General features: G+C 75.0%; 8 protein-coding genes. 5 read left to right on the top strand and 3 right to left on the bottom strand.

Annotated elements, in window-relative coordinates:
• Positions 1–21: 21 nt before the first annotated feature.
• Entirely contained in the window at positions 22–618 is a 597-nt protein-coding gene (locus tag ACFYZY_RS06225) for a Uma2 family endonuclease (protein ID WP_388690600.1), read from the top strand.
• 72 nt (positions 619–690) lie between these two features.
• Entirely contained in the window at positions 691–3,963 is a 3,273-nt protein-coding gene (locus ACFYZY_RS06220; RefSeq protein WP_388690014.1) for an ATP-binding protein, read from the top strand.
• A gap of 125 nt (positions 3,964–4,088) precedes the next feature.
• Here ACFYZY_RS06220 and ACFYZY_RS06215 read toward each other — a convergent pair whose 3' ends face one another.
• Together ACFYZY_RS06215 and ACFYZY_RS06210 are read right to left on the bottom strand one after the other, a co-directional pair.
• Positions 4,089–6,281 (bottom strand): sigma-70 family RNA polymerase sigma factor, encoded by a 2,193-nt coding sequence (locus ACFYZY_RS06215; RefSeq protein ID WP_388690012.1) that lies wholly within the window; start codon positions 6,279–6,281, stop codon positions 4,089–4,091.
• Between the two features lie 293 nt (positions 6,282–6,574).
• On the bottom strand, positions 6,575–7,363 hold the full coding sequence (locus ACFYZY_RS06210; RefSeq protein ID WP_388690011.1) for a TetR/AcrR family transcriptional regulator: 789 nt from the start codon (positions 7,361–7,363) through the stop codon (positions 6,575–6,577).
• Between the two features lie 353 nt (positions 7,364–7,716).
• Here ACFYZY_RS06210 and ACFYZY_RS06205 point away from each other — a divergent pair, with 353 nt between their 5' ends.
• Positions 7,717–9,078, top strand: a complete 1,362-nt coding sequence (locus ACFYZY_RS06205; protein ID WP_388690009.1) for an NAD(P)/FAD-dependent oxidoreductase — start codon at positions 7,717–7,719, stop codon at positions 9,076–9,078.
• A 106-nt stretch (positions 9,079–9,184) separates the two neighbouring features.
• Positions 9,185–10,807, top strand: coding sequence for a SpoIIE family protein phosphatase (locus tag ACFYZY_RS06200; protein ID WP_388690008.1), 1,623 nt, complete (start codon positions 9,185–9,187; stop codon positions 10,805–10,807).
• 91 nt (positions 10,808–10,898) lie between these two features.
• On the opposite strand, the gene ACFYZY_RS06195 is transcribed toward ACFYZY_RS06200, so the two are convergent.
• On the bottom strand, positions 10,899–12,170 hold the full coding sequence (locus tag ACFYZY_RS06195) for an MFS transporter (protein ID WP_388690006.1): 1,272 nt from the start codon (positions 12,168–12,170) through the stop codon (positions 10,899–10,901).
• Between the two features lie 154 nt (positions 12,171–12,324).
• On the opposite strand from ACFYZY_RS06195, the gene ACFYZY_RS06190 reads away from it, so the two are divergent.
• The gene (locus tag ACFYZY_RS06190; RefSeq protein ID WP_388690005.1) at positions 12,325–12,891 is read left to right on the top strand and encodes a MarR family winged helix-turn-helix transcriptional regulator; all 567 of its coding nucleotides are present in this window, start codon (positions 12,325–12,327) and stop codon (positions 12,889–12,891) included.
• Positions 12,892–13,210: the final 319 nt, after the last annotated feature.

Here is a 13,210-nt window from a genome sequence, read left to right as displayed (position 1 = left end):
CGAAGGAGGTCCGGCATGGCGATGCCGCTGCCGATTCCGGAAGACGCGTTCTCCGAGGGCACGCCCGACCGCGAGGGCGCGAGCGTGCAGGAGACCTTCGAGCTGTTCAGTGCGCTGGCCCCCAAGGGCTGGCGCGTGGAGCTGATCGAAGGGGAGATCCACGTGGTGCCTCCGGCCAATGGCGAGCACGAAGAGATCGTGACCGAGGTGGTGGAGCAGGTCATCGCCCGGCGTGTCGACAAGGCACTGCGCAACTTCACGGGCATCGGCCTCGTCCTGCCCGGGACCGCCGACCCGGTGCGGGTCATCCCCGACCTCGTCGTCGCCCCCAAGGGCAGCTTCGACGACCAGCGGGAGTGGCACGCCCCCGACCCCGTCCTCCTCGTCGCCGAGGTCACCTCCACCTCCACCGCCGGACGCGACCGCGTCCAGAAGATCCGGGCCTACGCGCGCGCGTGCGTCCCCCTCTACCTCCTGATCGACCGCGACGCGGGCGAGGCCGCCGTGTGCTCCGGGCCGATGGGGGACGACTACGGCCACAAGTCCGTCCACAAGCTGGGGACGCCCGTACCGCTCCCGGCCCCCCTGGGCTTCACCCTGGACACCGCGGAGTTCTGACGCCCGCCGTCTCGGGGTTCGGCCCGGGGAAACCCCGAGGCGTACGGAGGGGACGGCGGCCACAATGAACCGGTGCGGTATCTCCTCCTCGGCACCACCGAGGCCCTTCGTCCCGACGGCTCCCCCCTCCCCCTCGGCGGTGCCCGGCTGCGCGCGCTCCTCGCCGCGCTCGCGCTGCGCGGCGGGCGGACCGTCCCGGTCGGCGAACTCACCGACGACGTGTACGGGGACGACCCGCCGCAGGACGCGCCCGCCGCCCTCCAGGCCCTGGTCGGCCGCCTCCGACGGGTCCTCGGCCGGGAGGCCGTCGTCTCCGCTCCCGGCCCCGGCTACCGGCTCGCCGCCGGACCCGAGGACATCGACCTGTACGTCTTCGAGCGCCGGACCGCCGAAGCGGGCGCCCGCCTGGACGCCGGCGACCCCGCGACCGCCGCCGCCCTCCTCCGGCAGGCCCTCGGGCTCTTCCGCGGCCCCGCCCTCGCCGACCTGCCCGGCCCGGCGGGCGTCCGGACCGAGGCCCAGCGGCTCGCGGCCCTGCGCCGCCGCGTCGAGGCGGACCTGCGCCGGGGCGCCACCGACGGACTCGTACCGGAGCTGACCGAACTCACCGCCACGCACCCGTACGACGAGACGTTCCACGCCCACCTCGTCCGCGCCCTGCGGGCCGAGGGCCGCCACGCCGACGCCCTCGCCGCGTACGAGTCCGCCCGCCGCACCCTCGCGGACGCCCTCGGCGCCGACCCCGGCCCCGAACTCGCCGCCCTCCACCGCGAACTCCTCACGGGCCGGACCCCGCCCCGACCCGTACCGGCCCCGTCGGCACGCGTCGCCGCCGCTCCCGGCACCGGCACGGGCCCCGCCCCCCTCCCCGGCAACATCCGCCCCCGGCTCACCTCCTTCGTCGGCCGGGAGCCCGAACTCTCCGCGCTCCGCGCCGATCTGGAGCGCTGCCGCCTCGTCACGCTCACCGGCCCCGGCGGGAGCGGCAAGACGCGGCTCGCGGAGGAGGCCGCCCTGCGGACCGTCGGCCCCGCCGCATGGATCGCGGAACTCGCCCCGCTCGACGACCCCGGGGCCGTACCCGGCGCCGTCCTCTCCGCGCTCCGCCTCCGCGAGATCAACCTGATCGCCCGCGAGGGCGCCCCGCCCCAGGACGATCCCACCGCCCACCTGGTCGAGCACCTGGCCGACCGCCCGCTCCTCCTCGTCCTCGACAACTGCGAGCACGTGATCGGCGCGGCCGCCGCCCTCGCCGAAACCCTCCTCTCCCACTGCCCGCGGCTCCGTGTCCTCGCCACCAGCCGCGAACCCCTCGGCGTCCCCGGCGAATCGATCCGCCCCGTGGAGCCCCTGCCGCCCGACCCCGCCCACCGCCTCTTCGCCGAGCGCGCCCGCGCCGTACGGCCCTCCTTCGACCTCGCCCGGGACGGCGGCGAGACCGTCGACGAGATCTGCCGGCGTCTCGACGGCCTGCCGCTCGCCATCGAACTGGCCGCCGCCCGCCTCCGCCTGCTCACCCCCCGCCAGATCGCGGACCGCCTGGACGACCGGTTCCGGCTCCTCACCTCCGGTTCCCGTACCGTCCTGCCCCGCCAGCAGACCCTGCGCGCCGTGGTCGACTGGTCCTGGGACCTGCTCGACCCGGACGAGCGCACCCTGCTCCGCCAGGTCTCGGTCTTCGCCGGCGGCTGGGACCTCGCCGCCGCGGAGTCCCTCTCCCCGCCCGCCACCGACACCCTGGGCATCCTGGGCGCCCTGGTCGAGAAGTCCCTCGTCGTCGCCGCCCCCGCCGAGGACGGCGAGATGCGCTACCGCCTCCTGGAGACCATCCACGAGTACGCGGTCGAACGCGCCGCCGAGACCCCCGCCCTGCTCGCCGCCGCCGAGGCCGCCCACACGTCCCACTTCACGGCCCTCGCCGAGGCCGCCGAACCCAAGCTGCGCTCCGGCGAGCAGATGCCCTGGATCGAACGGCTGGAGCGCGACCTCGACAACATCCGGGCCGCCCTCCACCGCACCCTCGTCACCGACCCCGACGAAACCGCCGCCCTCCGCCTCGTCTTCGCCATGGGCTGGTTCTGGTGGCTGCGCAACTACCGCCCCGAGGGCCTGGCCTGGGTCGAGCGCGCCGTCGCCCTCGGCGACGACCCCGCCGACCCGGCCGACCCGCGCCACTGGCCGCGCATGCGCCTGCGGATGCTGTACTTCTTCCTGCTGATCGAGAGCCACACCGTCTCGGAACTGCGCGACGACCCCGTGACCATGGCCCTGGTCCGGCGGGTGCGGTCCGTGTTCGGGGACGAACCGGGTCCCGAGGCCGCCCGCTTCCCCGGCCTGCTCTGGCCGTTCACCGCGATCCTCACCGAGGAGCCGGTGCGGGTCCGGGACCTGCTCGACACCGCCGTCGCCAACTGCCGCCGCCACGGAGGGGACTGGGAGGTGGGCGTCAGCCTGATGTTCCGTACGCACATGACCGTCGACATGCCCGGCGGCATGGCCGGGGTGGACGAGGACCTGGCCGAACTCCGCGCCCTCGCCCGCCGGGTCGGCGACCGCTGGATGGGGGCGCAGATCACGAGCGCGGCGGCCGAGGCCAACATGGTGCGCGGCCGGTACGAGGAGGCCCGCGCGGACTACGAGGAAGCCCTCCGCCTCGCCCGTGAGGTGGGCGCCCACGCCGAGGGCCCCTTCCTCATCGCCCGACTCGCCGAGATCGCCTACCGCTCCGGTGACATGGAGGCGGCCGACCAGGGCCTGGACGAGGCGTCGGCGGAGGCCGAGCGCCACCACGTCAAGGACCTCCGGCCCTTCGTCTGCTTCCTGCGCGCCTCCATCGCCCTCCACCGGGGCGAGATCGAAACGGCCCGCGCCCGGGTGGCGGAGGCGGGCCGGCTGACCGTGGCCGGAAACCCGCCGCCGCACTTCACGGCCGGGGTCATCGGCCTCACCGCCCGGATCGAGGCGTACGGGGGCGGGGGCACCGCGGCCGTCGCCTCAGCGGCGTCCGCGCTGCGGGACGCGCGGGACGCGCGGTGCGCGGACCTCGTCCTCACGTTCCTCGGCCAGGGGGTCGCGGTCGCACTCTCCCGGGCGGACGAACACGGCCTCGCCGCCACGGTCCTGGCCGCCGTCGACGTCTGGCGCCACGAGGTGCCCCCCTCGGTCCCGGAGGTGGTGGAGGCCGGATCGGTGCGGGCCCGTGCGCTCGCCGCCCTCGGCGCGCCCGGCCTCGCCGCCGCCCGGACGGTGGGCGAGGGCCTGGACGCCGACGGGGTCCTGGCCCTCGTGGAACCCGTGGCCCGCATACGGACGGACACCGGCCCGGACGGCACCGGGGGCGGCTGACGGGCACCGGAAGCGGCCGCGCGGCGGCGGAAACGGACACCCGGAGGAGCGGGTCGCACGGGTGCCGGGCGCGGCCACCCGGCCCCGGTCCCGGCCGCGCGGTGGCCGGGACGTCCTCCCCGGCGTCAGGAGCAGCTGATCCGGGACTGCGCCCAGTCGGCGATCACGGCCCGCCCGAGCGGGGCGTCCTCCTCGACCACGAGCCGGAGCGTGGAGCGCCCGGTGATGTCGACGTGCACCGGGACGGGCGGATCGCCCGCCTCGACCACCCCGGAGCTCCAGAGCCGCTTCCCGTCCCCGTAGACGGAGAAGCGGACGCCGCCGAGGCCGAACAGGGCGCTCAGGTCGTCGACGCCGGCCATCGCCTCGTACGTCGTGCACTGCCGGTTCAGGTCGATGACCAGCGAGGACGGCGCGTGGACGCTCACTCCGTGCGCGTACCGGGTGCCGCCGACGGAGAGGCCGTCGCGCTGCCACATGAAACCGCTCTCCGAGAGCGACACCTCGGGTTCGGTGCCGCCGCCGAAGATGCCGTACTCCAGCTCGCCGACCGGATAGACGGTCGGTGACGCCGGCTCGGGCGAGGGCTCCTCGGGACTCGGCGTCGGCGTCGGAGTCGGAGTCGGCGTGGGGGTGGGCTCCGGGGACGGAGCGGGCGGCGGCGTCGGTTCGGGCGTGGGCTCCGGGGACGACGGCGTCGGTTCCGGTTCCGGCATCGGGGACGGCTTCGCGGGGACAGGCGCGGGCTCCGGCACGGGCGCCGGGGGCTCCGGCGGGACGGACACGACCGGCGGTACGGGCTTCGCCACCGGCTCCACGGGCGGCGCGCTCGCGGGGGGCGTCACCGGCGTGACGACCGGCCGCGGGGGCGCGGCCTCGGGCCGCGGGTCCCCGGCCATGGCCCAGGCGAGTCCGGCGGCCGCGGCGATGGCCACGGCCGCCGCGATGCCGGCCTTGGCGGGCGCGCCGAGCCCCTCGGCGGCGGCGCCGCCCGACGCGGTGCCGCCCGTGGACCCGGAGGCGGCGGCCGCCGCGCCCGCGCCGGCCGCGCCGACGGCACCCCCGGCGACGACGCCGGCCGCCTTGAGGGTGTACCCGGCGGCGAACCAGCCGATGACGGCGATCGGCAGCAGCGCGGGGATGCCGGCGTTCACGTGGGCCAGTTCGCCGGCGGCGAGCCGGCAGCGGGCGCACTCCTCCAGGTGCTTGCGCAGACCGCGCTCGGCCCGCATCCGCAGCCCGCCGCGCGCGTAGGCGCCGAGCCGGTCCGCGTACCGGGCGCAGTCGCCGCCCGCCGTCAGGGACTGGCTGACGTGGGCCTGGAGGTACGCCTGCTTGAGTCCCTCCCGGGCCCGGCTGGCGAGGACGGCCGTGGCGTTGGCGGTCAGCCCGAAGAGCGGGGCGATCTCGCTCGGCGACTCCTCCTCGACGGTGGTGTGCCACAGCACCGCCTGCCACCGCTCGGGCAGCGAGCGGAACGCCCGCATGGCGAGCGACTGCTCGGCCTCGTGCATGGCCCGCACGTCCGCGCCGAGGTCCATCGTGTCCTGGTCGGAGACCTCGGAGGAGCGGGCGGCCTCCGCCGCGAACGCCGCGAAGTCCTCGACGAGGTGTTCCCGCTTCTGCGTCCTGGTCCAGTGCGCGGCGACCCGTCGGACGGTGGTCATGAGGTAGGCCCGCACGGCCTGTTCGGGCCCCGCGCCGCCCCGTACCGCCTGGAGGGTGCGGGCGAACACCTCGGCGGTGAGGTCGTCGGCGGTGTGCGCGTCGCGACAGCAGGTCCTCGCGTACCGGCGCACGGCCTCGGAGTGCCGGCGGAACAGCTCCTCGTACGCCGAGTCGTCCCCGCCCCGCATGAGCCGGACGAGGTCGGAGTCGGAGGGCGGCAGCTCGACGGGCGGCGGAAGAACGCCCTCGTCCCCGTCGAAGCCGTCCTCGACGCCCGGCCCGCCGTACGCACCCGGCCCGCCGTACGCGTCCGAGTCGCCGTACGCGCCGGTCCCGCCGTACGCGCCCGGTCCCGTCCGGTGGGCCGCCCCCGCGACGACCCCGGAACCCGACCCGGCATCCGTACCGGCACCCGCCCCGGCGGATTTGCCCTCGCGCTGCTGCGGCACGCTCGCGTCGAGCGCGGCGGCGTATCCGGGCGGCAACGCCCCCGGCGGCCCCGGCGGCCCGGAGGACGGGCCACCCGCGCCGGACGCACCCGGCACGGCGCCTCCCGGCCCTCCCTGGAGCGGGATCTGCCGGGAGGACATGCCTCCGGTCTCCGTGGCGCCGCCGTTTCCCAGCGGCTCGTCCCGTCCGTCACCGCTCATCGCGGAAGCCCCCGTCCGCACGCTCCGACCCGAACACCGGCCAAGCCTGACACAGAGGGCGGGCACGCCGAAGGGGCGCGGTCACGAACCACTCGTCCGGGGCGACTTCACGTACCCGGGCGTGACCGCTCACGCGTTCGTGTCATGCTCGCGGGCGCGCCCGAGCCGCGGCCCGCGTCCCGGCGGAAGAGCCGCTCCGCCGCAGGACCGGAGCACCGGCAGCGCCACGGCACCGACGGTCCCGCGACACCGGCAGACCCACGGCACCCGCCGTCCCGCGACGGAGACCGCCCCTACCGCGACCGCAGCCCTTCCAGCAGGATGTCCAGGAGCCGGGCCGAGGCCGCGGCCTGCTGCTCCGCGTCCGGCAGGGCCGGTGCGGCGGTCGCGATGACGAGGAGGACGTCCGCCACGGTCACGTCCGTCCGCAGCTCACCCGCCTCCCGCGCCCGGTCGACCAGACGCCCGACGACCTCCAGGAGCTCCGCGGTCCCCGCGGTGGTCCGCTCGCCGTCCGGCACGCCCCGCGGCGCGACCACGCGCGCGTCCGCCTGCTCGGCGCCCATCCGCTGGTACGGCACCCGGGCCCCGCCCTCGGCACCGTCCGCGTCCCCGGCGACCGCGCGGTCGTCCACGCCCACCCGCAGCACCTGCGGCGGCAGGAGCCGGCCCGCGCCCGAAGCCACCGAGGTCCGCAGGAAGCGGGAGAGGGCCGACCACGGCTCCTCCTCCTGACCGAGCGCGGCCCGCGCCTGGTCGGTCAGCCGGGACGTCTCCTCCTCGGCTATCCGCCGCACCAGCACGTCCTTGCTGGGGAAGCGCCGGTAGACGGTGCCGACCCCCACGCGGGCGCGGCGCGCGACGTCCTCCATCGGCGCCCCGTAGCCCAGCTCGCCGAACACCTCGCGCGCGGCCCGCAGGACGTGCTCCAGGTTGCGCTGGGCGTCCACCCGCAGCGGCGCGGACCTGCCGTCCTGCACCGGCGCCTCGTGGCGCCCGGAAGCGTCGGCCCCCGTGGCACGGCCGGCGTCGGCGGTCACCGTCCCGGTGCCCGCCTGCCCTCGCGAATCCTGCATCCGCATAAGCGTTCCCCCGCTCATGATGTCTCCCCCCGGAGACTCCCCGCCCTGATGCGGGGCTCCCGGCCGGCGAGCGCTTCGGTCCACGCGCTCGCCCCGACACCCCGACGAACTACGAACATAGTTGAGTCGGGGTCAATTCAGAAGGGGGAGTTCCGCACGGTGCGCCCCCCGATCGGAGCAAGGACCTGATGGCTCCCGATTCCGTCCTCCCGCCGGACCCGTCCCGCCTGCCGTGACCTGGACGGATTCCGCCGGACCCCGCCCGTGCGCCACCCCGTGCCTCCGTACCCCTCCCGTCACACAATTCGTCGAGCCTGTGGACAAACCCCGGACGGCGGGTGCGTCATGGGACGGTGACCGAACCTGCGCGCATTCTCGTGGTCGGCGGTGGCTACGTCGGCATGTACACCGCGCTGCGCCTCCAGCGGCGGCTCAGGGCGGAACTCGGAGCCGGCACCGCGGAGATCGTGGTGGTCACTCCGGACCCGTACATGACGTACCAGCCGTTCCTGCCCGAGGCCGCGGCCGGCTCGATCTCCCCGCGCCACGTCGTCGTACCGCTGCGCCGCGTCCTGGGCCGCTGCCGGATCGTCATCGGCGAGGTCCGGTCCGTCGACCACGCCGGGCGGACCGCCGTCCTCTCCACCCCCGCCACGGACGAGGAGGGGAGCGGCCCGGTCACGCTCGCCTACGACGAACTGGTCCTGGCCCCCGGCTCCGTCTCCCGCACCCTCCCGGTCCCCGGCCTGGCCGAGCACGGCATCGGCTTCAAGACCGTCGAGGAGGCCATCGGGCTGCGCAACCACGTCATCGAGCAGATGGACATCGCCTCCTCCACCCGCGACCCCGCGATCCGCGACGCCGCCCTCACCTTCGTCTTCGTCGGCGGCGGCTACGCGGGCGTGGAGGCCCTCGCGGAGCTGGAGGACATGGCCCGCTACACCGCGCGGTACTACCACAACATCAAGCCGGAGGACCTGCGCTGGGTCCTCGTCGAGGCGTCCGACCGCATCCTCCCCGAGGTGGGCGGGGAGATGGGCCGGTACGCCGTCCGCGAGCTGCGCGGACGGAACGTCGACGTCCGCCTGGAAACCCGCCTCGACTCCTGCGAGGACCGGGTCGCCGTGCTCAGCGACGGCACCCGCCTGCCCACCCGCACCGTCGTGTGGACGGCCGGCGTCAGGCCCTCCCCCCTCCTCGCCGCCACCGGCCTGCCGCTGGACGCGCGCGGCCGGCTCCGCTGCACCGCCCGGCTCGCCGTCGAGGGCGTCGCGCACGCCTGGGCCGCCGGCGACGCCGCCGCCGTCCCCGACCTGACCTCGGGCGAACCCGGCCGGGAGTGCGCGCCCAACGCCCAGCACGCCGTCCGCCAGGCCCGGGTCCTCGCCGACAACATCGCCGCCTCCCTGCGCGGCGAGCCGCTCAAGGAGTACGCGCACGCGTACGCGGGCTCCGTCGCCTCCCTCGGCCTCCACCAGGGGGTCGCCCAGGTCCGCGGTCGCAAACTCAAGGGATACCCGGCGTGGTTCCTGCACCGGGCCTACCATCTGAGCCGGGTCCCCACCTTCAACCGGAAGGCCCGGGTCCTCGCCGAATGGACCCTGTCCGGCCTGTTCAAACGGGAGATCGTCTCGCTCGGTTCGCTGGAACACCCCCGCGCCGAGTTCGAACTCGCCGCCTCCCCGCCCCGGGACGACGACAAGCCGTCGTCCTGACATCACTGTCAGTGCACCCGTCCACACTGGGCGTGTGACCATAGGTGGGCCCACACCTGCACAGCGTGACTCCGCACGGCACCGACACCACGAGGCATACGAATCCGTGAACTTCACCCGCTGGAGCGCCCGGCTCCCCGGCACGCAGCGCCGCACGGCGCGGGGGACCGAAGGCTCCGTGCCCGCCGCCCGCGGGGCCGGGCGGCCGTCGGAGCCCCCGCCCGAGGGCGTCCCCGCCCTGGAGGACTTCCCCGTGCGGGAGCTGCTCGGCCGTCTCCCCGGCCTGGTCGCGCTCGTGCACGGCCCGGAGCACCGCATCGTGTACGTCAACGAGGCGTACGCCGCCGCCTTCGGCCCCCGCCCGGCCGGGGCCACCGTCGCCGACACCTGCCCGGAGGCCGAGGAGCTGGGCCTGCTGCCGCTCATGGACCAGGTGCTGCGCAGCGGCAGGCCCCGCACGGTCAAGTCCCGCCGCACCCGCGAGGGCGGTTCGTACACGGTCACCTGCCTGCCCGTCGACGGCCCGGAGCCGGACGGCGGGGGCGGCGTCCTCGTGCACGCGGCGGACGTCACCGACCACGCCGAGGCCGCCGAACGGCTCCGCGCCAGCGAGCGCCGGCACCGCGAGACCGCCGTCACCCTCCAGCGCTCCCTCCTCCCGCAGGACCTGGAGCAGCCCGACGACCTGCGGATCGCCGCCACCTACCAGCCCGGCGGGACCGACGCGGCCGTGGGCGGCGACTGGTACGACGTGATCACCCTCGGCGCAGGCCGCACCGCGCTCGTCATCGGGGACGTGATGGGCCGGGGCGTCCGCGCCGCCGCCGTCATGGGCCAGCTCCGCACCGCCGTCCGGGCGTACGCGCGCCTGGACCTGCCCCCGCACGAAGTGCTCCAGCTCCTCGACGGCCTCGCCGCCGAGATCGACGCCAGCCAGATCGCCACCTGCGTGTACGCGGTCCACGACCCCAACGAGGGAAAGCTGGTGTACGCCTCCGCCGGCCACCTCCCGATGCTGGTGCGGGACGAGGACGGCACCGTGCGCCGCGCCGAGGACCCGACCGGTCCCCCGCTCGGCACCGGCGGCTGGCTGCACACCTCGGGCTCCATCGCCCTGCCCCCCGGGTCCACCGCCGTCCTCTACACCGACGGCCTGGTCGAGCGCCGCCGCGAGGACATCGACGAAGGGGTCGCCGCCCTGGCCCGCGCCCTCTCCGGCGCGAGCGGCACTCCCCAGGTGGTCTGCGGCCGGCTCCTGCGCTCGCTCGGCGTCACCGCCGACCACGACGACGACGTGGCGGTCCTGGTCGTCCAGCACCCCTCCCGGGAGGGGGCGGACGCCGAGCTGTTCCACAACGCCGCCCTGGACCTCCTCGGCGGCGTGGAGGCGGCCCCGCGCGCGCGTGCCTTCGCCTCGGGCGTCCTGGCGAGCTGGCGCTTCCCGGTCGAACTGTGCGACCTGGGCGTCCTCGCCACCAGCGAACTGGTGGCGAACTCCCTCCAGCACGGCACCCCGCCCATGCGCCTGCGGCTCCGCCGCACCGACCGGCGCCTGATCATCGAGGTGACGGACGGCGACGACCACCTGCCGCGCCGCCGCAGGGCGGAGACGGAGGACGAGGCGGGTCGCGGGATCTCGATCATCGCGACGATCGCCTCGTCCTGGGGGAGCCGCCGCACTCCGGGCGGCGGCAAAGCGGTCTGGTGCGAGTTCGCCCTGCGGAACTAGGCCGTCCGGAAAGTCCCGCCCGAGCCGCGACGCCGCGGCCCCCGCCCTCCGGGCAGACGGCGCTACTTTCCGGACACGACCCGGACCGTTCTCATCGGGCGGACGCGGACTCGCGGGCCGGTTCGTGCCGCGCGACCACCTTCGACGGCCTGAGCGCCGACGAGGGCAGGTCCTGCTCCGGGGTCAGCTGCCGGCCGAGCCGGACGGCGAGGAAGGCGATCCCGAGCGAGAAGAGCACGAAGGTCACGATGTACGGACCGTGCAGCGCGGCCCCCATGGGCCCGCCCACGGCCGGGCCGACGGCCAGGGCCAGCTGCTTCACCAGGGCGAAGGCCGAGTTGTACGACCCGACCCGCGACTCCGGCGCCAGATCGGCCACCAGCGGCGCCACGGTCGGCGACAGCATCGCCTCACCGAGCCCGAAGAGGGCGTACGTGGAGATGAAGGCCGCCGTCGCCATGGTCTGGCCGCCGTGCCCGAGGCCCGCGTACCCGGCGATGAGCCACGCCACGGTCCAGATCAGGCCCACGGCCGCGATCACCCGGGACCGCCTGCGCCGCTCGACGAACCGCAGCACCAGGAACTGCGCCACCACGATGACCGCCGTGTTGGCGGCGAGCGCGAGTCCGAGCGCCGAGGGCTGGATGCCCGCGGCCTCGGTGCCGTACGCGGCGAGACCCGACTCGAACTGCCCGTAGCAGGCGAAGAAGAGGACGAAGCCGAGGACGCAGAGCTGGACCATCGCCTTGTGCGCGAGCAGGGCGCGGAGGCCGCCGCCCTTGCCGGCCCCGGTGGGACGGGTGTCCTGGAGCGCGGGGGAGCCCGGCACCCGGGCGGTCCCGACGATCCCGGCGAGCACCAGGAACATCGCCGCCTCGATCGAGAACAGCAGGATGAAGCTGCCCGGCCGGCTGGTGTCGACCAGCTGGCCGCCGATCAGACCGCCGACGCCGAGCCCCAGGTTCTGCAGGAAGAACTGCGTGGCGAACGCCCGGGTGCGGCCCGCGGGCGTCGAGCACCAGACGATCATCGTGGCGAGCGCGGGCTGGAGCACGGCGGTACCGGCGCCGAGCAGCGCCGCGGCTCCCACGACGGTCGGCACGTGGGCGGCGAACCCCATTCCCACGGCGCCCGCGGCCGCGACGACCGAGGCCACGAGCAGCACGGGCACGGGCCCGCGCCGGTCGACGGCCCGCCCGCTGAAGGGCAGCACCACGAGCGCGGCCACGGCGAAGACGGCGAGGACGATGCCCGCCGTCGCCGCGCCCAGATCCCGCACCTGCGCCACGTACACATAGAGGTACGGCACGGTGAAGCCGAGTCCGAACGCGCTCAGCGCGCTGCCTGCCTGGATCCGGCGCATCGCTGCGCCCCTCGCCTCGGTCACACTCACCCACTTCGATCGCGGGTTCAGACCTGTAGCCCTGAACCCTGAAGACTTCAATACTAAAGTTAACTCCTTAACTGTACACATGGAAGGACTTCAACGCCAACGGGCCCCGTGGAATACTCGCCGCATGTCCGACACCCCCGCGCGGTCCGGCCCGCAGGCCCTCCAGGAGCCGAGCCTCGACGAGCAGATCGCCGCCTACCAGCGCGAGTTCCGCGACCTCGACCCCCAGGTCGAGAAGGTCGTCTCCGCCCTCGGCCGGCTGAACCGGCGGATGAACGTGGCGTACGGGCGTCAGCTCGCCGACCTCGGCATCAGCAACGCCGAATGGGAGGTCCTGAAGACCCTGGTCCTCTCCGGGGAGCCCTACCGTCTGGGCCCCGGCGAGCTGGCCAAGCGCCTGGGGCTCACCCCGGCCGCGATGACCCACCGCATCGACCGCATGGCGGGCGAGGGCCTGGTCACCCGGGACCGCGACGAGAGCAACCGGGTCCGCGTGATCGTCGAGCTGACCGACGAGGGCCGTACGAAGTGGCTGGAGGCCATGCGCATGGCCACCGCCTTCGAGGAGGACCTGCTCCAGGACCTCAGCACGGAGGAGAAGGGCGTCCTCGGTGACGTCCTCATCCGCCTCCTCCGCCGTGTGGAGCTCACCCAGCCCGACGCCGGCGGCCGCCTGACGGACCTCGATTGAGGTCGCGGGACGGGGGTAGAGGGGGTAGTTGACACTCCCCTCCCGGACGCGTAGTGTTCTCCGAGTTGTCACGGAGCCGGAACGGTCCTGCGGCAGCGACTCCCGCCGCTGATGCGGCACCTCTACTCAGCACGATCTCCCTCTCGGGAAGAATTTCGGCGTGCCGAAATTCATTTCGAAAGACTCGATTATGAGTCGTCGGGGAAATCCGCTAGAGTTTGAGACGTCGGAACGGCCCAACAGCCGGAAAGACAACTCCCGCTGACCGGGAATCAGACGCCGAAAGGATCTGATAGAGTCGGAACCGCCGGAAGGGCCC

The organism is Streptomyces sp. NPDC001744 (genome assembly GCF_042892575.1).
Lineage (GTDB): Bacteria > Actinomycetota > Actinomycetes > Streptomycetales > Streptomycetaceae > Streptomyces.
The sequence above is the reverse complement of the archived record's forward strand: the minus strand, read 5'-3'. Positions and strand labels throughout refer to the sequence as shown.